Origin of the sequence: Fluviibacterium sp. S390 (assembly GCF_049800695.1) — a bacterium.
Taxonomy (GTDB): domain Bacteria; phylum Pseudomonadota; class Alphaproteobacteria; order Rhodobacterales; family Rhodobacteraceae; genus Meridianimarinicoccus.
Window position 1 is genome coordinate 1 of the sequence record NZ_JBNAFN010000015.1, and the last position, 17,670, is coordinate 17,670.

Sequence of the window (17,670 nt, forward strand, 5' to 3'; positions counted from 1 at the left end):
GCCCCATCAGAACTTCAACCTGCCGTAACTTCACGACAATCTCTTCTGGCTTAGGTCTCTTGATCGCCATACTTGGTCCTCCGCTTTCCTAACTATAGGGGCGGACCACTTCAAAGGGGGAGGCTCATCCGCGCCATCAGACTGGCATCCATAGCGCCATACTTTGAGCGCCACTTGTAGAAGCTTGCGCTGCTCATCCCATGCTCGCGGCAAAGATCAGCAACCGGCACGCCGTTCTCTGCCTGCTTCAGGATCGCCATGATCTGCGCGTCGCTGTACTTCGATTTCTTCATCAGAATCTCCTCTTTGATCTTCGAGAAAATTCTACTTCCGCACACCCCTAATTTTCGGGGGGATTACCGATGCACTCCCTGCTTTCACGGCCTGTTAACCCGCCCTGATGCTCCCTGTCGGCATGGCGCACGTTCTTTTCCTTTGCCTGATGTTGTGGGCCGGCTTGGCCGGGGCCGCGCCTTTGCGTGTAGCCATTTTCACGGTCGAGCTGGATCGTGACGGGCCGGGGGTGTTGCTGCGCGATATTCGAAAGGACGATGCGCAGGTTCTGGCCGTGGCCGGGGTCATCGCGGCGGCGGATCCGGATGTAATTCTGTTGACGCGCTTTGACTGGGATTTCGAAGGCCGGGCGCTGACGGCTTTTGCCGAGGTTCTGGCGCGATCCGGGGCGTCCTATCCGCATCGCTTCGCCCCGCGGCCCAACACGGGCTGGCTGTCGGGGGTGGACCTGAACGGCGATGGGCGTGTGCGGCTGCCCGAAGACGGGCAGGGCTGGGGGCGCTTTGCGGGTCACAAGGGCATGGCGTTGTTGTCGAAATGGCCGATCCTGACCGACCATGCCCGTGATTTTTCCGGTCTGCTCTGGGCTGATCTGCCCGGGGCAACCTTGCCGAAAACCGCCACGGGAGCGCCGTTCCTGTCGTCCGAGGCGCTGGCGACGCAGCGGTTGTCCACCACGGGCCATTGGGCGGTGCCGGTGGACACGCCAGAGGGCAAGGTGACCCTGCTGGTCTGGCACGCCACGCCGCCGGTGTTCGACGGGCCCGAGGATCGCAATGGGCTGCGCAACCGCGATGAGGCCCGTGTCTGGTCTTTGCTGATGGGCGGGCAGATTGACGGAGAGCCCCCGCCCGACGCGCCCTTCGTGTTGTTGGGCAATGCCAATCTGGACCCGCAGGCTGGGGACGGGCATCGCGCCGCGATGGCCGAGCTGCTGGCACATCCGGCCCTGCAAGACCCGCGCCCAACCAGTGCGGGCGCTGCGGCAGAGGGGCGGGCCAGCGATACGGTGGCCTGGGATCAGGCCGGAGAACCCGGCAACATGCGCGTCGACTATGTGCTTCCGCAGGCAGGGCTGGAGGTCTCTGGCGCCGGTGTGCTCTGGCCGGTGCAGGGCGATCCGGCGCGCGCGCTGTTGGGCAAGGACGGGCGTGGGGCCAGTCGGCACCGGCTGGTCTGGGTCGACCTGGTGCTTCGGGCCGGATCCTGACGCGGCCTCGATCCGTTCCATCCCCAAGCCTGTCTGACGCGCTCCCAAGGCCAGGGCTGCACCGCGCGCCACCTTGACCCTTCCCCGAGGGCGGGCTACGCCCCCGCGCAAGTCTTTCAAGGAGATGCCCCCATGACGAACCCCTCCCTGCTCATCCTGCCCGGCGACGGGATCGGTCCGGAAGTTATGGCCGAGGTCCGCCGCATCATCGACTGGTTCGGTGACAAGCGCGGCCTGACCATCGATGTGTCCGAGGATCTGGTGGGCGGGGCGGCCTTTGACAAGCACGGTGTGCCGCTGACCGACGAGACCATGCAGAAGGCGCAAGAGGTGGACGCGGTTCTGCTGGGCGCCGTCGGTGGCCCCAAGTACGACGACCTGGATTTCAGCGTGAAGCCCGAGCGCGGCCTGCTGCGCCTGCGCAAGGAAATGGATCTGTTCGCCAACCTGCGCCCGGCCCAGTGCTTTGACGCACTGGCCGATTTCTCGTCGCTGAAGAAAGACGTGGTGGCCGGTCTGGATATCATGATCGTGCGCGAACTGACCTCGGGCATCTATTTCGGCGAGCCGCGCGGCATCATCACCGAGGGCAACGAGCGTGTGGGCATCAACACCCAACGCTACACCGAAAGCGAGATCGACCGGGTGGCGCGCTCGGCCTTCGAACTGGCCATGAAGCGCGACAGGAAGCTGTGCTCGATGGAAAAGGCCAACGTGATGGAATCGGGCATCCTGTGGCGCGAAGTCGTCACCAAGGTGGGCCGGGATTATCCCGAGGTCGAGCTGTCGCACATGTACGCCGATGCCGGCGCCATGCAGCTGTGCCGCTGGCCCAAGCAATTCGACGTGATCGTCACCGACAACCTGTTCGGCGACCTGCTGTCAGATGCCGCCGCGATGCTGACCGGCTCGCTGGGGATGCTGCCCTCAGCCAGCCTTGGCGCACCGATGGCCAATGGCCGCCCCAAGGCGATGTACGAACCGGTACATGGCTCGGCCCCGGACATCACCGGGCAGGGCAAGGCCAACCCCATCGCCTGCGTGCTGAGCTTCGCCATGGCGCTGCGCTACAGTTTCGATCAGGGGGCCGAGGCCGACCGCCTTGAAGCCGCCATCGAGCAGGTGCTGGCCGACGGCGTGCGCACCGCCGATCTTCTGGGCGAAGAGGGCGTGACACCGGTCACGACCAGCGAGATGGGCAGCGCGATTCTGGCAGCGCTGGACGCATCGCTTTGAAATTCCACGGCGCGGGTTCTTGATCCGCGCCGTTGACAGCGCTAACGGTTGAGGCATCCCCGTATAGGATGCCCCAAGATGCTTCGTTCCCTGTCCGCCAACGCGCAAGGCGCCGTTATCGCGCTTGCGGCGTTTGCCGTTTTTTCCGTCCATGATGTGCTGGTCAAGCTGCTGGGTGGCACCTATGCGCCTGTTCAAGTGCTGTTCTTCACGGTGCTGTTCAGTTTTCCCCTGTTCACGCTGGTCCTGATCCAGAAACAACGCAGCGGATCCCTGCGCCCGCACAGACCATTGTGGACCGGGCTGCGGACCGTCAGCGTGGCCATTACTGGTCTGTCGGCCTTCACCGCCTTTTCCCTGCTGCCGCTGACCCAGGTTTACGCGATCCTGTTCTCGATGCCGCTGTTGATCACCCTGATGTCGATCCCGGTACTGGGCGAAAGGGTCGGCATCCATCGCGGCGCGGCGGTTCTGGTCGGCCTGTGCGGGGTTCTGATCGTGCTGCGTCCGGGGACAGAGCCCCTGTCGCTGGGGCATCTGGCGGCGCTTCTGGCGGCGGTCTGCGGCTCGTTCGCCTCGGTGATCGTGCGCAAGATCGGCCAAGAGGAACGCAGCGCGGTGCTGCTGCTGTACCCGCTGTTGACCAATCTCGTGGTGATGGGGCTGGCGCTGCCGTTCTATTATACCCCGATGCCGGTGGCGGACCTTGGTGTGCTGGCGGCCATCGCGGCGCTGTCCCTGACCGGCACCGGGCTGATGATTCTGGCCTATCGCACCGGTGAAGCCGCCGTGGTTGCCCCGATGCAGTATTCCCAGATCGTGCTGGCGACCCTGTTTGGTTGGGCCCTGTTCAATGAAACCCCGGATCTGGGCACCATCATCGGCGCTTCGATCGTGATCGCCTCGGGGGCCTATGTGGTCTGGCGCGAAAGCGGGGTGCGCGACGACGGCAATCAGCCCGTGCTGCGCACACGGTCGCGCGTCGAAACCGGCGCAGCGCCCCGTGTCAGCGCGCTGATGAACGAGCGGCGAAATCCCGAGGATTGAGCGATTTCCTGTCGCTTCCCCCCTTGCAAAACTTGGTCAAAGTCAATATTGCCGCCGCTACACGGTCGGAGTGTAGCTCAGCCTGGTAGAGCACTGTCTTCGGGAGGCAGGGGTCGGAGGTTCGAATCCTCTCACTCCGACCATGTAAACAATCACTTACAAGTCATTTCCCACGAACCGCTTTGGCGCGGACTGTCTGCGCGCGTTCGGATTGTCTTGGGGGTGGTATCCTGTGCGGGCGGTGGCGACATTAGACGCCGACTCAAGCCGTATCGCACATGCTGCCGGGCGATTCAGGATATTTGTGGCCGTTCCGAAAACGACGACGGTCCGCCGGGTCGAGCACGGCGCATCGCCGCCGGTCCCCGCCCCGGCAGCAGCGCGACGCGGACCGGGGCGTCAGGCCATCAAAGATAGGGCGGGGTGCAGGCGGAAATCACGGTCGCGGCACGGTCGCCGATATTGCGAAACCGGTGCGGCTCCTGCGAGTTGAAGAGATAGGAATCCCCGGCCTTGAGAACTGCCACCCGGTCGCCCACCGTCAACTCGATTTCGCCCGACACGACGATGCCGCCTTCAGTGGACACATGTTCCAGCATGTCCTCGCCGGTGTCGGCCCCCGGCTCATAGGTCTCGTGCAGAATCTGAAGATTGTGTGCGCGGGCGTCCCCGACCTGCTTCAACGAGACCTTGCCTTCCAGCCCCTGCGCTTCGGAATAGATGCGCGAGGTCAGATCGCGCAACTGCTGCGGCGTGAAGAAAATATCAGTGTCCGGCGCATCTTCCGGCTCAAAAAATTCGGACATTCCAATGCTCAGGCCGCCCAATATCTTGCGCAACGATGCAACGGATGGGCTGCTCTTGTTCGTCTCGATCATCGAGATCTGCCCATGGGGCACGCCGGCCACATCTGCTAGCTGACGTTGCGAAAGGTCGTGCCGAAGGCGAAGTTCCTTCAGCCGCGCGCCGACGTCAAAATCGTTCATCTGAGCCTCCTTGGTCGGTTCCTGCCTACACAACATGGCGATTATGCTCAATATAGTAAAATTATGTTGCTCAATATTATGAGCGATGGTAAGCGTACCCCCGAAATCAATAAGGAGCGCAACTGTGGACAAGAACGAAGAACTCAAGGCGCGTCGTGATCTCGCGGTTGCCAATGGGGTGGCGACGCGCGGAATCTATGCCGCACGCGCTCAGAATGCCGAGCTTTGGGACGTTGAGGGCAAGCGCTATATCGACTTTGCCGCCGGAATCGCCGTGAACAACACCGGCCACCGTCATCCCAAGGTGATGGCAGCCGTGGCGGCCCAGTCCGAGGCCTTCACGCACACCTGTTTCCATGTCTCGCCCTACGAGACCTATATCCGTCTGGCCGAGCGCCTGAACCAGGCCACGCCCGGCGATTTCGCCAAGAAGACGATGCTGGTCACCACCGGTGCGGAAGCCGTCGAGAATGCCATCAAGATGGCGCGGGCCTATACCGGACGGTCCGGTGTGATTGCCTTTGCAGGCGCGTTCCATGGGCGGACGCTGATGGGTATGGCGCTGACTGGCAAGGTCGCGCCCTACAAGCGGGCGTTTGGCGCCATGCCCCCCGAGGTCTATCACGCCGCGTTCCCGAACGAATTCCACGGTGTCACCACCGAGATGAGCCTGGCGCATCTTGACCAGATGTTCCGGTCGACCATCGACCCCGAGCGCGTGGCGGCCATCATCGTCGAGCCGGTGCAAGGCGAGGGCGGGTTTGTCGTCGCGCCGCCCGAGTTCCTGCGGGCCCTGCGTGAAATCGCCGACCGGTACGGCATCGTGCTGATCGCCGATGAAGTCCAGGCCGGCATGGCGCGCACCGGCAAGCTGTTTGCCTTTGAACATTCGGGCGTCGAGGCGGATCTGGTGACCATGGCGAAGGGTCTGGCCGGGGGCTTCCCGCTGTCGGCCGTGACCGGGCGCGCCGAGATTCTCGATGCGGCACCTGTGGGTGGCATTGGCGGCACCTATGCGGGCAACCCGCTGGGGATTGCGGCCGCGAACGCGGTGCTTGATGTCATCGAAGAGGAAAACCTCTGCGCCCGTGCACTGGAAATCGGCGACAAGATCAAGGCACGCCTGATCGCACTGTCCGAGCGTCAGGGCATGGAGGCCATCGGCGAGGTGCGCGGGCTTGGGGCAATGGTCGCCTTCGAACTGGTCACCGACCGTGACAGCAGGTCGCCCGACCCGGCCCTGACCCTGGCAATCATCGCCGAAGCCGAGGCACGCGGCCTGATCCTTCTGCCTTGCGGGACGCGCGCCAACGTTGTCCGCCTTCTGCCGCCGCTGACCACGCCCGATGCGCAGGTCGACGAGGCGCTCGATATCATCGAATCCGCTTTCGAGGCGGCAATCTCCAAAACCGCCGCAGCTGCCTGAAGGGACCACGAGCATGGCCAAAGACCTGAAAGCCAAGAACTCCCCGGGACTGTCTCGGTTTGATTGGGAAGATGCCTTCCGGCTGGAAGACCAGCTCTCGGAAGAGGAAAGGATGCTGCGCGATGCTGCGCGCAGCTACGCACAGGAAAAGCTTCAGCCCCGCGTGATCGAAGCCTACCGCGAAGAGCGGACAGAGCCCGAGATCTTTCGCGAAATGGGGGACATGGGCCTTCTGGGCGTCACCATCCCCGAAGAATACGGCGGGCTGGGGTCGTCCTATGTCGCCTACGGGTTGATTGCGCGCGAAGTCGAGCGGGTCGATTCCGGCTATCGGTCGATGATGTCTGTGCAGTCGTCGCTGGTGATGTACCCGATCTATGCCTACGGTTCGGAAGAGCAGCGCAAGAAATACCTGCCAAAGCTGGCATCGGGTGAATACATCGGCTGTTTCGGTCTGACCGAACCCGACGCCGGATCGGACCCCGGCGGCATGAAGACCCGCGCCACCAAGACCGAAAACGGCTATGTGCTGAACGGCACCAAGATGTGGATCTCGAATGCACCGATTGCCGATGTTTTTGTCGTCTGGGCCAAGTCCGACGCGCATGACGGCAAGATCCGGGGTTTCGTGCTCGACAAGGGCACGCCGGGCCTCTCGGCGCCGAAGATCGGTGGCAAGCTCAGCCTGCGCGCGTCGATCACCGGCGAGATCGTGATGAAGGATGTCGAGGTTGGCGAGGACGCCCTGTTGCCCGATGTCGAAGGTCTGAAGGGGCCGTTCGGATGCCTTAACCGCGCGCGCTATGGCATTTCCTGGGGTGTTCTGGGGGCCGCCGAAGCCTGTTGGCATGGCGCGCGCCAGTACGGTCTGGACCGCAAGCAGTTCGACCGGCCGCTGGCACAGACCCAGCTTTTCCAGAAAAAGCTGGCCGACATGATGACCGAAATCTCGCTTGGTTTGCAGGCCAGCCTGCGGGTCGGTCGTCTGATGGACGAGGGCAAGGCCGCGCCCGAGATGATCTCGCTTGTCAAACGCAACAACTGTGGCAAGGCGCTGGATATCGCGCGGGCCGCACGCGACATGCACGGTGGCAATGGTATCCACGAAGAGTTCCAGGTGATGCGTCATGCGATGAACCTGGAGACCGTGAACACCTATGAAGGCACCCATGATGTCCATGCGTTGATCCTTGGACGCGCGATTACCGGGTTGCAGGCCTTCTACTGAACGCGCAGCCGCAGGATGTGCCCGTCCTTTGCGGGCGCATCCTGCGCAGCGTTTGACATCCCAATTGCTTTCGCGAGGCCAATGCCATGGCGAATGACGCAATTCTTGCGATCAATCCGGGGACAACCACGACCCGCTGCGCGCTGTACGGTGTCACCGGGGACGGTCTGCGGCTGATCGCCGAACAGAATCTGGACCACGACGAAGGCCAGATGGCCGGCTTTGCCGGCATTCCCGACCAGTTGGATTACCGCGATTCCTGTGTGTCGGCGTTCCTGTCCGATACGCTCGATGCGCATCGGTTGGTGGCGACAGCCGGGCGGGGGGGCATGCTGACCCCGGTGCCTTCCGGCGTGATCGCGGTGAACGACGCGCTTGTCGATTTCGCCCTGCACCGTCCGGTCTATCACCACGCCAGCAACCTTGGCGCGCCGCTCGCCAACCGGATCGCGCAGAGGCACGGCATCCCGGCCTATATCGTCGACCCGGTCAGCGTGGACGAACTGCCGCCCGTGGCACGGGTGTCGGGGGTCGAGGATCTGCCGCGATTCAGTTTCGTTCATGCGCTGAACATCCGGGCCTGCGCCCGCAGGCTGGCCGATGACCTTGGCAAACCCTTCGAGGCGCTGCGCGTGGTCGTGGCGCATCTGGGAGCCGGGTTTTCCATCGCCGCGCTGATCGATGGCAGGATCGTTGACAGTTCCAACCGGATGGAGGTTTCGCCCTTCTCGCCCGAGCGCGCGGGGGGCTTACCGCCCTTGCCGCTGATCGAGCTGTGCTTTTCCGGCAAATATAGCAAGACAGAGCTTCTGGCGAAACTCTATGGCCGCGGCGGGGTCTACGGCTATCTCGGCACCAAGGACATGCGCAAGGTCGAGACGATGATCGCCGAAGGCGACACGCGGGCGGAATTGATCCACGACGCCATGCTCTACCAGACGGCCAAGGCCATCGGTGCCATGGCCGCCGTTGCCGATTTCAATCTCGATGGCATCATCCTGACCGGCGGGCTGGCCAACAGTTCGCGCGTCGTCGACGGCCTGACCCGCAAGGTTGCGCGGATTGCTCCGGTGCACGTGCATGCGGGCAGCAACGAATGCCTTGCGCTGGCCGAGGGGGCCTTTCGGGCCCTGTCGGGAACCGAAACGCCGATGCAATGGCCGATTGAACCGCGGGCAGACGTCGCGTGATGCCGGTGCGAAGCTTTGCGGACATGCGCGCGCAAGTGCGGGCGCGGGGGGCCGTGCGCCTTGCCGTGGCCGGGGGCAACCATCCCAGCATCGTCGCGGCACTTGTCCGGGCGATAAAGGATGGGCTGGTCTCTGCCGTCGAGGTCACGGGCGACAGCGCGGCGATCATGGATGCCATCCCGGCGCCCCTGCGTGCGGCGGTCACGTGCCACGAGGCCGGTGACCCCAAGGCCTGTGCCGACGGCGCTGTTGCGGCAGTGCGGGACGGTCGGGCCGATATCCTGATGAAGGGGCATGTGGACAGCACCGCCTATCTTCGCGCCATCGTTGACCGAGACACCGGTATTCGTGCGGGTGGCGTTCTGTCCAATGTCACAGTTGCGGCAATGCCGAGCTATCCCAAACTGATCGCGGCGACGGACAACGGCATTCTGCCGGCGCCCGATCTGGCCCAGAAACGGCAGATCATTCTGAACACCGCGCCGCTGTTTCGCGGGCTGGGGATAGATCCGGTCAAGGTCGCGGCCCTTGCGGCAACCGAGAAGGTTTCGGACAGGCTTCCAGCCACGGTCGATGCCGCCGCGCTGGCAAGCGAGAGCACGTCAGGTGCGCTGCCGGGGTTCGTGGTAGACGGCCCCTTCGGATACGATGTGGCCGTCAGCCGTGATGCAGCACGGGTCAAGGGCTTGGCGGGGTCCACGGTTGCGGGGGACGTGGACCTGCTGTTGTTCCCCAATATCGACGCGGCCAATTCGGTTGCGAAGGCCTGGAAATTCCACGGTCAGGCCGAGACCGGCTCGATCGTGCTTGGGGCTCGGGTGCCGGTGCTGCTGAACTCGCGCGCGGACAGCGCTGATCGCCGGATAAATGCGCTGCTTCTGGCCATGGTCTGCAAAGGCGCGTGATACCTGCCGATCCGCGGGCAGAGATTGCCTGTATCCAAATACGTGGGGCAGGGCGGGGCAGTCTGCCCCGCCGTTGGGTCAATGGCCAGGCCGACCCGGTTTGACCAGGGGGCCGAGGCTTTCCAGATAGCCTTTGTCGAACCCCGGTTCATAGACCGGGAACTTGACCTGGTTGTCGCGGAAACTCTTCAGCGGCTGGCCCATTCTCAAGACACCTTCACGGCGCTGACGGCGGACCAGTTCGAAATCAACCTCGATGGGGATCATCTCTTCCATCACGTTGCCGCGGTGCAGGATCTGTCCGGCGGGATCGATCACCATCGAATAACCGTTGCCTCCCGCCACAAGCCCGTTGATGTGGAAGATATAGCTTTGGAACATCGCGGCGGAGCCTTGCGCGATGGCAAGGTCGGCCGGACGGTCGACAAAGCTGGCCAGTACCGGGTTGATGATAACTTCGGCACCCATCGCAGTCAGCGTCCGGGTCACCTCGGGGAACCAGAGGTCATAGCAGATCGACACACCGAACCGGCCCGCGCCGGGCACGTCGAAGACGCAGAACTCGGTGCCGGGTGTGACGTCCTGTTCATAGGGCGTGAACGGGAACATCTTGCGATACCGGGTGACCACTTCCCCTGCCGGGTTGAACACCGGGGTGGTGTTGAAGATCTGGTCGCCGTTCTTTTCGAAATAGCTGCCGGGCACCAGCCAGCAATCGAACTTGCGGGCAAGCTCGGCCATCTCGGTTTCGATGGATCCGCCCATGGGCTGGGCTGCGGGCTTTGACGGGCCGTGCGGCGCAAGTTCGCTGAACACGACCATCTGAACCCAGGGATAAAGGTGGAACAGAACCTCCATGCGCTTGCGCATTTCGGCAATGTTGTTGTGCATGGTTATCGACATCTGGATGCCGGCAATCGAAAAACGGGACATGAGGTCTCCTGTTTGACTGGATCAATCTGCTGATCGGCTTTTGGGATCAGGCTGGCTTGTTCTGGTGCAGCTGGGGCAAGCCGAAGCCCAGCCGCCGGGCGGGTTCACCGGACCCTGCTTGTGTCGCGTCGGCCGTGACGGAAACGGTTCTTGAGCCATCTGCCGTGAATGCCACAACCCGCTCGCCGGGGGTCACGGCACCAAGGCCGTGGTGTTCGCCCGAGCCATCCATCCAGTGCAGCGAAAGCCGCTGCTGGGCGGGGCGATAGGCGGCGGTATAGACGGTTCCAAAACCGCGGTCATAGCGGGTGCTGGCCAGTGGCCGGCTGAGAAATTCCTGCAACAGCCGGTCGGCGGTCAGCTTGCGGTCGTCCAGCAGTCTTTCAAGATGATCCGACCGGCCCTTGGTGTTGGAAAACCTGCCATGCTGGGGCCACTCGACGCCCAACTGGTGGTTTGTCGTGTAGGGGGTGGCGGTCACGATCGCCGGGCGGTCCGGTGCCAGATAGACCGTCGCGAAATTGCCCCGCGCGTCCGCCACAGTGACATTGTAGGACATATGCGACGGCACGGCGCGCAAGGCCTCGACCGCCTGTTGCACGTCGACACACATCTCAAGGATGTAGCGGATGATGATGGGGATGCCAAAACCCGCGGCCCTGACCGTCCGGCCGCCGAAGGTCAGCGACGCGGCAAGCCCGGCATCGTTCATCCCATCCGCCAGACCGGAAATTCCGTCGACCATCCCGGCCACCCGACGCCCGCGCCAGTTGGTCGACAGCAGGGTCGATTCATTCAACTGGGGATCAAGGTCGTAGTTGCGGATCAGCAGTGGCCCGTCGTCGTCGACAAGTACGGCCTGAGAGCAGTTCACCAGGTAACGCGGCGGCGACCAGAAGCTCAGGAACCGGGCCGCCTCGTCATCGCCGTCACAGACATCGACCCAGGTGTCCCACAGGCGTTCGAACTCCGGCATGTGGCGGCGCAGCGACAGGCGGGCATCCCGCAGATCAGTCGTATGGGTGCCGCGCCGCTTGCGCAGCCACTTGGACCAACCCGGCCAACCATGGTTGAAAACCTGGCGCAGCGCCGGACCGGGACGGTCTTCGACAAGGCTTCGAAATCTGAGTTGCATGATGGGTCCGCGTGCTCTTCCTTGAGTGCAGTGCCTGCGACGTGCAAGACATTCCCATTCCCGTCAGGGGAGGAGAGCACCATGGCGCATGGTGTGAATATTGACTTTCACCTGCATTTTGTCAAGATCCGCCCATGTTGAAGTCGCCTACGCCCACTGGTGTCATTCGTCAAAGCGATATTCCAGGCTTGATCGATTCCCAGAGAATTACACAGTATCCGACCGTAGTTCGGGTGCGCCGGACCAAGCAGGGCGGCGGCTTTGGGGATCAGGACCGTAACCCCTATACTTGGACAGTGTTTTTCCTGGTCGACGGGCTTTGGATGTCGCTGGAAAGTGCGCGTGGCATGCCGCTTGAATGGGGCAGCCTGGACCGGCTTGAGATCTGGCTGCGCGGCAAGGGGTTTGCGTTTTTCTGGGTCCGGAACGATATCGACCTGGTCGGGGAGCCAAACGGCGACGCTGAATAGTCCCATGTTGTGCTGAATACGGCACAGTCGAGGGGTCAGGAGGCGCTGAAAACGCCTCCTGAGAGATGTCAGATCAGAACCATTTGCCGGCGGTCATGTCGGCCGGCATGGTCACTTCGGTCTCGGCGGTCAGCGGAACGCTCTTGAACTGGGCCTTGATCGCCTTGTTCCAGTTCTTGGCCCGATCCAGAAGTTCGCGATCGTCCGATTGCATCCGCCCGCGCGCCAGGATGCAGCCAAGGTCGGCACCGTGATAGCAGTACTCGCCCTCGCCATAGACCCGCAGGTAGAAGGCTTCGTGTTCGTCGCCCAACGCATTGATGTTGTGGCCGGCCCGCACGAATTCGATCTCGCCGTTTTCATCCATGCTCCAGATGCCCGAACGGGGCGCCTGGGTGATCAACTCCACCTTGTCCTCGGTCTGTTTCAGGATCAGCTGGGTCCAGAAATCGTAGTCGTTCCAGCGGCTCTGCACTTCTTCAATGTCGATCTCATAGTCGACATCCATGAATTCCAGCAGGTGGAACAGGAACATCGGACAACCGCCATAAGTCGAGGTGATCAGGTTGGTCGGCGGGGAGGCTCCTGAAATCCGCGGGTTGATTTCACCCAGGTAAACTTCGTTGGTGTCGGTATCGAGCAGGAAGTCGGTGCAGAAAACGCCCTTGTAGCCTTCCTGATAAAGCTGATCGCCCAACTTGCGCGCCATTTCGCGCACCTTGTCCGGCACGCCGTCCGGCAGGATCGCGGGCGAGATGTCGTTGCCGCACCAGCCGCCCTTGTAGGGGGTGATTTCCTCGAAACCGGTGATGTCGGTCATCACTGGCCCGACCAGCGTGCCGTGCCGTGTGGCGCAGGCCTCGATGGTGCCGGGCAGGTGGTTGATGCGTTTCATCACCTTCAGCTCTTCGCCGATGATCTTGCTGGAGAACTTGTCCCACTCCGCCTCGGACTTGATGAAGAAGGTCGTCCGCCCGCTGTCGCCATAGGGGGTCTGCACCACGAGATCCGAGCCCAGCTTTGCCCCTTCGGCCAGCTTGCTCAGTTCCTCATAGCTGTCGGCCCGCCCCATGACGTTGGGCGCGCTTTCAACCCCGGCTTCGTTGCCGATGCGGGTGGTTTCGATCTTGCTGTCCAGCCGGTGCCGCAACTCGTTTGAGGGCAGCGCGATTTTCAGGCCGACATCCTTGCACAGTTCTTCGGTCTTCTCGTCGAACATCACGAATGCCGCCAGACCGGGCGGGCGTTCCTTCACCCGCGCACGAAACTCCGGGTGATCGACCAGATAGTTGGCCACGTCTTCCATCGACTGGAATACCGGGGCGTCCGCCACGTTCGGGACGAACACCCGGGGATGCTGGCCGTCGAAGACGTCGAAGAAGTTGACGAACTCCAGCCCACCGACCCATTGATCCAGACCCATAAGGTTGAACGGCGTTGGCATGACGACGTAGATCGGCGTCTTGTTCCGCCTCAGATAGCGGTAAATTTCGGTAAGCCCGGTTAGTTTCTCGCTTTGGTCGGCCATCTTGGGCGCTCTCCCGATGTTGTGTTCTTGGTTGTTGCTCGGGGTTCGTGACGCTTCCCCGGTTGCCGCTTGGTTTGGACGAGTCCCACCCAGGAGTCGCCTTTTGGTTGCCGCGAACAGGGCAAGTGACTTCTGCCACAAGTCCTGCAAACCCTTCTTATGCGAAATTATCGGCATGATCACAGCCGGTTATTAACATTATTATTGCTCACAGTATAGTCCATGATGTAAGGAGGTTTTCAAGCCTTGGAGGCCGTCGAGGCCAGGGTTGGAGAATGAGACCTGTTGGCGTTGCAACAAGGGTCTTGCGAAGGCAAAGTAAACCTAAAGGAACAATGGTATGACAAGCATCCCTTTCACACGCCGACTTGCGATGGCCGCCATGACCGGTGCACTGGCGCTGACATCGATGGCGACGGTTGCGTCGGCTGATACGACACGGCTGAGGTTTCATACGTTCTATGGCACCGAGATCGATCCGATCCTGAAGAAGTTCCGCGACACCGTCAAAGAAAATTCCGGGGGCGACCTGCGAATTCAGACATTCCACGGCGGCGAGCTTGTCGCCAGCGACCAGTTGCTGGAAGCCGCCAAGAAGGGATCGATCGACATCGCCCATGGTCACGGCGGCTATTGGTCCGGCCAGGTGGACATCGGCAACATCGAAGCCGGTCTGCCCGGTGGCTGGACGAGCCTCGACGAAGCCCGCGCGTTCTTTGACAGCGAGCCGGTGGATGCCCTGCTGACCGCGGCCTATGACGAGGCCGGCGTCGTCTATCTGGGCAAGGGCTATGGCCACGACTACGATCTGCTGACCAAGGAGCCGGTCACCTCGCTCGACGATCTGAAGACGCGCAAGATCCGCGCCACGTCGAATGTTGCGAAGGTTCTTGAGTACTTCGAGATCCCGACCGTCTACCTGCCCGCGGGCGAGCTTTACATCGGCATGTCGACCGGCGTGATCGACGGTGCCATCTACGGCGGCCCCATCGAATACGAGCAGCTCAAGCTGAACGAGACCGCGAAACACTATACCCGTCTCAACATGCTGATGCCGGGCTGGACCGAAACCTTCCTTGCCAACAAGGAAAAGTGGGACGGCCTGTCGGACGAGCACAAGGCGATCATGGAAGAAGCGATTGCCCAGTTCGCCGCAGACATCACCGGCTGGCTGGCCGAGGGCAACCAGTCCGTGGTCGACAAGGGCGACGTCTTCGAATTCGCGGTCCTTCCGGATGAGGATTCCAAGCAGCTGACGGTTGCAGCACAGGCGGTCTGGCAGGAAGAAGCCGAACGGTCCGCGCGCAACGCCGAGCTGATCGACCTTCTGGTTGCGAACGCCAAGGCGCAAGGGCGTCTCTGATGGCCTGGGTGACAAGATATCTTGTCGCCCAGGATGGCCTGTCCGAATTCGTCGGGCGGGCCATTTCCTGGCTTACGCTGGGGATGATCGGGGTTCTCGTCATCGAGATCGTGTTTCGGTACTTTCTCGATTCCCCGACCCTCTGGGCGCATGAAACCAGCACCATGCTGTATGGCGGTTTCTGCATGCTGGCCGGCGCCTATACCCTGCGCCACCGTGGCCATGTCCGCAGCGAGGTGATCTGGGGGGCATTGCCCAAGCGGGGCCAGGCGATCTGCGATGTCGTGATCTTTTCGACCGGTGCCGTCGTTCTGGTGATGTTCCTGAAGCTGGCCATTGGCTTTGCCGCCGAAAGCTGGGCTGTTCGCGAATACTCCAACAAGAGCATGTGGCAACCGCCGCTGTATCCGATCAAGACGGTGATCCCGATCGCTGTCGGACTGGTCTTGCTGCAGAACATGGCCGAATTGCTGCGGGCCGTTTTGACCGCGCTCGGCATCGAGTATGACGATCCGCGCGAACGCGAGTTCGAAAGCGACATTGATCCGGAACTTCTGCCCACCATTCTGGATGCCGATGTCACCGAGGCCGTGGACACCTCCAAGCCCAATGACCGCTGATCATGCGCGTGCATCCCGCGGCTGCTCTTAAGGACCTGTAAATGGAAAATCTGGATCCGCTCGCCATTACGGGCATCATGTTCGCATCCATGCTGGGGTTGATGGCGCTTGGCGCGCCGCTGGCCTGGGCGCTGACCATCTGCGGCATCGGAAGCGCCATGGCGATCTTTGGCGACGGGGGGCTTGATCTTCTGATCTCGTCGACCTTCAGCGCCATGGACAACTTCCTGCTGGTGGCGCTGCCGCTGTTCATCTTCATGGGGCTGGTCCTGCAACGGTCAGGCATCACCGACGATCTGTTCGAGATGATCCACAAGCTGATGGGCCGGTTGCCCGGCGGGCTTGGCATCGGGACGGTCATCATCTGTGCCCTGATCGCCGCGATGGCCGGGGTCTCGGGCGCGGCGACGGTCAGCCTGGGCATCATCGCCCTGCCTGCGATGCTCAATCGCGGCTATGACAAACGTCTGGTCACCGGCACGATCATGGCCGGCGGCGCGCTTGGCTTTCTGATCCCGCCCAGCGTCCTGATGATCATCTACGCCTTTCTCAGCCGCGATTCCGTCGGCAAGCTGTTCGCTGCCGGGCTGATGCCGGGACTGATGCTGGCGGGGATCTACATCGCCTACATCCTGATCCGCTGCCGCATCAATCCGTCGCTCGGCCCCCCGGCCGAAGAACAGTTCACGGCGATGGAGAAGTTCAAATCCCTGCGCTTCCTGATCGCGCCGGGGCTTCTGATCTTCACGGTTCTGGGGTGCATCATCGGCGGTATCACTTCGCCCTCCGAAGCCTCTGCCATCGGTGCCTTCGGGTCGCTGGTGATTGCCGCGATCCAGGGCCGGTTAAGCTGGGACACCCTGCGCTATGTCATGCTGTCCACGACCAAGCTGATGGGCATGCTGATGTGGATCACCATTGCCGCCGTGTTCTTTTCCAAGATCTACGTCGGTGTCGGTGCGGGCATGGTCGTCGGAGAGTTGATCGAGGATTACGCGCTGTCGCCGAACCTGGTCATCCTGTCGATGCTGCTGGCCTACTTCGTCCTGGGCATGTTCCTGGATGATTTCGCCATCGTGTTCATCACCGTGCCGCTGTTCGTGCCGATCGTCCGCGATCTGGGTTTTGACACCACATGGTTCGCGGTGCTCTTCATCCTGAGCATGCAGTCGGCCTATCTGACGCCGCCGTTCGGCTACAACCTCTTCTACATGAGGTCGGTGGCGCCAAAGGATGTGACGATCATCGACATCTACTGGGCGGCCATACCCTTTGTCGGATTGCAGATCCTGGGCCTGGCGCTGGTCTTCATGTTTCCGCAGATCGCGCTTTGGCTTCCAAGCGTCCTGTTCTGAGGAATGTCTGAAACGCAAAGGGCGCGCCACTGGCGCGCCCTTTGTCGTTTTCGGGAACTGGTTTACCGGTCAAGCTTGAAGAACGCCTCGAACTTGTCGGCAAGATCGCCAGAGGTCAGCGGAGCGTTGACACGGGCCATCGCCGCCTCGGCAATATGCTCTGGCAACACCGACCGGCGGGCCGCCATCAGATCGGTCAGAAACTCTGCCGTGAATTCCGGATGCGGCTGAACGGTCAGCGCCTTGTTCCCATAGGCCAGCATCGCGTTGGCACAAAAATCCGAGGATCCGATGACCTCTGCCCCCTCGGGCAGTTCCGTCACCTGATCCTGATGCCACGCCATGACGCAATCCGTCGTGCCCGCTGCACCGGCATACTCGGTCGGACCGACGGACCAGCCGCCCGCGAACTTCTCGACCTTGCCGCCCAGGGCTTGCGCCAGGATCTGATGCCCGAAGCACACGCCGACAATCGGCACTCCGGCGGCAAATGCCCGGCGCAGGAAATCCTCCAGCGGCGGGATCCAGTCATGGCCCTCGTAGGTGCCGAATTTCGACCCGGTGATCAGCCAGCCGTCAGCATCTGTCACCGCATCCGGAAAGACGCCGTCCAGCACCGGATAGGTCACGAACTCGAACCCGCGACCATCCAGCAACCGCTTGAACAGGTCGTCGTAGTCGCCGTGCCTGGCGCGAAGTTCTTCCGGCGTCCGACCGGTCTGCAAAATCCCAATCTTCATCCCT

16 protein-coding genes, 1 tRNA gene and 1 pseudogene are annotated in these 17,670 nt (G+C 62.2%); 12 read left to right on the top strand and 6 right to left on the bottom strand.

Annotated elements, in window-relative coordinates; genetic code table 11:
* Positions 1-125: 125 nt before the first annotated feature.
* A pseudogene (locus ACP15K_RS12585) lies at positions 126-293 on the bottom strand (transposase); the annotation flags it as partial.
* A gap of 182 nt (positions 294-475) precedes the next feature.
* Between ACP15K_RS12585 and ACP15K_RS12590 the strand changes: the two are divergent.
* From ACP15K_RS12590 to ACP15K_RS12605, 4 genes are all read left to right on the top strand, one after another.
* Entirely contained in the window at positions 476-1,504 is a 1,029-nt protein-coding gene (locus ACP15K_RS12590) for an endonuclease/exonuclease/phosphatase family protein (RefSeq protein WP_424990676.1), read from the top strand.
* Positions 1,505-1,636: 132 nt separating this feature from the next.
* Positions 1,637-2,740, top strand: a complete 1,104-nt coding sequence (leuB, locus tag ACP15K_RS12595; protein WP_424990677.1) for a 3-isopropylmalate dehydrogenase — start codon at positions 1,637-1,639, stop codon at positions 2,738-2,740.
* 78 nt (positions 2,741-2,818) lie between these two features.
* The gene (locus tag ACP15K_RS12600; RefSeq protein ID WP_226926066.1) at positions 2,819-3,787 is read left to right on the top strand and encodes a DMT family transporter; all 969 of its coding nucleotides are present in this window, start codon (positions 2,819-2,821) and stop codon (positions 3,785-3,787) included.
* A gap of 66 nt (positions 3,788-3,853) precedes the next feature.
* Positions 3,854-3,930: transfer RNA gene (locus ACP15K_RS12605), tRNA-Pro, on the top strand.
* Positions 3,931-4,194: 264 nt separating this feature from the next.
* Here ACP15K_RS12605 and ACP15K_RS12610 read toward each other — a convergent pair.
* Positions 4,195-4,773 carry a cupin domain-containing protein gene (locus ACP15K_RS12610; protein WP_193143123.1) on the bottom strand — a complete coding sequence of 193 codons (579 nt, stop codon included), beginning with the start codon at positions 4,771-4,773 and terminating at the stop codon, positions 4,195-4,197.
* 85 nt (positions 4,774-4,858) lie between these two features.
* Between ACP15K_RS12610 and gabT the strand changes: the two genes are divergently transcribed.
* The 4 genes from gabT to ACP15K_RS12630 all read left to right on the top strand — a co-directional run bounded on the left by gabT (position 4,859) and on the right by ACP15K_RS12630 (position 9,522).
* On the top strand, positions 4,859-6,199 hold the full coding sequence (gene gabT / locus ACP15K_RS12615) for a 4-aminobutyrate--2-oxoglutarate transaminase (RefSeq protein WP_226926068.1): 1,341 nt from the start codon (positions 4,859-4,861) through the stop codon (positions 6,197-6,199).
* A 13-nt stretch (positions 6,200-6,212) separates the two neighbouring features.
* The gene (locus tag ACP15K_RS12620; protein WP_193143125.1) at positions 6,213-7,427 is read left to right on the top strand and encodes an acyl-CoA dehydrogenase; all 1,215 of its coding nucleotides are present in this window, start codon (positions 6,213-6,215) and stop codon (positions 7,425-7,427) included.
* 86 nt (positions 7,428-7,513) lie between these two features.
* Positions 7,514-8,617: a butyrate kinase gene (gene buk / locus ACP15K_RS12625; protein WP_424990678.1), complete on the top strand. Its 1,104-nt coding sequence runs from the start codon at positions 7,514-7,516 to the stop codon at positions 8,615-8,617.
* Complete coding sequence (locus tag ACP15K_RS12630) at positions 8,617-9,522, top strand: phosphate acyltransferase (protein WP_424990679.1); 906 nt, start codon at positions 8,617-8,619, stop codon at positions 9,520-9,522. Before buk ends, ACP15K_RS12630 begins: the two co-directional genes overlap by 1 nt.
* Before the next feature lie 78 nt (positions 9,523-9,600).
* On the opposite strand, the gene ACP15K_RS12635 is transcribed toward ACP15K_RS12630, so the two are convergent.
* Positions 9,601-10,455, bottom strand: a complete 855-nt coding sequence (locus ACP15K_RS12635; protein ID WP_193143128.1) for a carbon-nitrogen hydrolase family protein — start codon at positions 10,453-10,455, stop codon at positions 9,601-9,603.
* A 46-nt stretch (positions 10,456-10,501) separates the two neighbouring features.
* On the bottom strand, positions 10,502-11,590 hold the full coding sequence (locus ACP15K_RS12640) for a C45 family autoproteolytic acyltransferase/hydolase (RefSeq protein WP_193143129.1): 1,089 nt from the start codon (positions 11,588-11,590) through the stop codon (positions 10,502-10,504).
* A gap of 134 nt (positions 11,591-11,724) precedes the next feature.
* Between ACP15K_RS12640 and ACP15K_RS12645 the strand changes: the two genes are divergently transcribed.
* Positions 11,725-12,060, top strand: coding sequence for a hypothetical protein (locus ACP15K_RS12645; protein ID WP_193143130.1), 336 nt, complete (start codon positions 11,725-11,727; stop codon positions 12,058-12,060).
* Positions 12,061-12,133: 73 nt separating this feature from the next.
* Here ACP15K_RS12645 and ACP15K_RS12650 read toward each other — a convergent pair whose 3' ends face one another.
* Positions 12,134-13,588 carry a biotin carboxylase gene (locus ACP15K_RS12650; protein WP_193143131.1) on the bottom strand — a complete coding sequence of 485 codons (1,455 nt, stop codon included), beginning with the start codon at positions 13,586-13,588 and terminating at the stop codon, positions 12,134-12,136.
* Positions 13,589-13,928: 340 nt separating this feature from the next.
* Here ACP15K_RS12650 and ACP15K_RS12655 point away from each other — a divergent pair, with 340 nt between their 5' ends.
* From ACP15K_RS12655 to ACP15K_RS12665, 3 genes are read left to right on the top strand one after another with little or no spacing between them, the layout of a single operon-like run.
* Positions 13,929-14,951 carry a TRAP transporter substrate-binding protein gene (locus ACP15K_RS12655; protein ID WP_424990680.1) on the top strand — a complete coding sequence of 341 codons (1,023 nt, stop codon included), beginning with the start codon at positions 13,929-13,931 and terminating at the stop codon, positions 14,949-14,951.
* Complete coding sequence (locus ACP15K_RS12660; protein ID WP_193143133.1) at positions 14,951-15,571, top strand: TRAP transporter small permease subunit; 621 nt, start codon at positions 14,951-14,953, stop codon at positions 15,569-15,571. Before ACP15K_RS12655 ends, ACP15K_RS12660 begins: the two co-directional genes overlap by 1 nt.
* A 41-nt stretch (positions 15,572-15,612) precedes the next feature.
* Positions 15,613-16,926, top strand: a complete 1,314-nt coding sequence (locus tag ACP15K_RS12665; RefSeq protein ID WP_193143134.1) for a TRAP transporter large permease — start codon at positions 15,613-15,615, stop codon at positions 16,924-16,926.
* A 62-nt stretch (positions 16,927-16,988) separates the two neighbouring features.
* Here the strand turns inward: ACP15K_RS12665 and ACP15K_RS12670 are convergent, their stop codons facing one another.
* Entirely contained in the window at positions 16,989-17,666 is a 678-nt protein-coding gene (locus tag ACP15K_RS12670; RefSeq protein ID WP_424990681.1) for a type 1 glutamine amidotransferase, read from the bottom strand.
* Positions 17,667-17,670: the final 4 nt, after the last annotated feature.

Excerpts from the sequence above, each read along its gene's own strand:
- leuB (WP_424990677.1), top strand. The coding sequence starts at position 1,637 with ATGACGAACCCCTCCCTGCTCATCCTGCCCGGCGACGGGATCGGTCCG.
- ACP15K_RS12600 (WP_226926066.1), top strand. The coding sequence starts at position 2,819 with ATGCTTCGTTCCCTGTCCGCCAACGCGCAAGGCGCCGTTATCGCGCTT.
- ACP15K_RS12610 (WP_193143123.1), bottom strand. The coding sequence starts at position 4,773 with ATGAACGATTTTGACGTCGGCGCGCGGCTGAAGGAACTTCGCCTTCGG.
- gabT (WP_226926068.1), top strand. The coding sequence starts at position 4,859 with ATGGTAAGCGTACCCCCGAAATCAATAAGGAGCGCAACTGTGGACAAG.
- ACP15K_RS12620 (WP_193143125.1), top strand. The coding sequence starts at position 6,213 with ATGGCCAAAGACCTGAAAGCCAAGAACTCCCCGGGACTGTCTCGGTTT.
- buk (WP_424990678.1), top strand. The coding sequence starts at position 7,514 with ATGGCGAATGACGCAATTCTTGCGATCAATCCGGGGACAACCACGACC.
- ACP15K_RS12630 (WP_424990679.1), top strand. The coding sequence starts at position 8,617 with ATGCCGGTGCGAAGCTTTGCGGACATGCGCGCGCAAGTGCGGGCGCGG.
- ACP15K_RS12635 (WP_193143128.1), bottom strand. The coding sequence starts at position 10,455 with ATGTCCCGTTTTTCGATTGCCGGCATCCAGATGTCGATAACCATGCAC.
- ACP15K_RS12640 (WP_193143129.1), bottom strand. The coding sequence starts at position 11,590 with ATGCAACTCAGATTTCGAAGCCTTGTCGAAGACCGTCCCGGTCCGGCG.
- ACP15K_RS12645 (WP_193143130.1), top strand. The coding sequence starts at position 11,725 with ATGTTGAAGTCGCCTACGCCCACTGGTGTCATTCGTCAAAGCGATATT.
- ACP15K_RS12650 (WP_193143131.1), bottom strand. The coding sequence starts at position 13,588 with ATGGCCGACCAAAGCGAGAAACTAACCGGGCTTACCGAAATTTACCGC.
- ACP15K_RS12655 (WP_424990680.1), top strand. The coding sequence starts at position 13,929 with ATGACAAGCATCCCTTTCACACGCCGACTTGCGATGGCCGCCATGACC.
- ACP15K_RS12660 (WP_193143133.1), top strand. The coding sequence starts at position 14,951 with ATGGCCTGGGTGACAAGATATCTTGTCGCCCAGGATGGCCTGTCCGAA.
- ACP15K_RS12665 (WP_193143134.1), top strand. The coding sequence starts at position 15,613 with ATGGAAAATCTGGATCCGCTCGCCATTACGGGCATCATGTTCGCATCC.
- ACP15K_RS12670 (WP_424990681.1), bottom strand. The coding sequence starts at position 17,666 with ATGAAGATTGGGATTTTGCAGACCGGTCGGACGCCGGAAGAACTTCGC.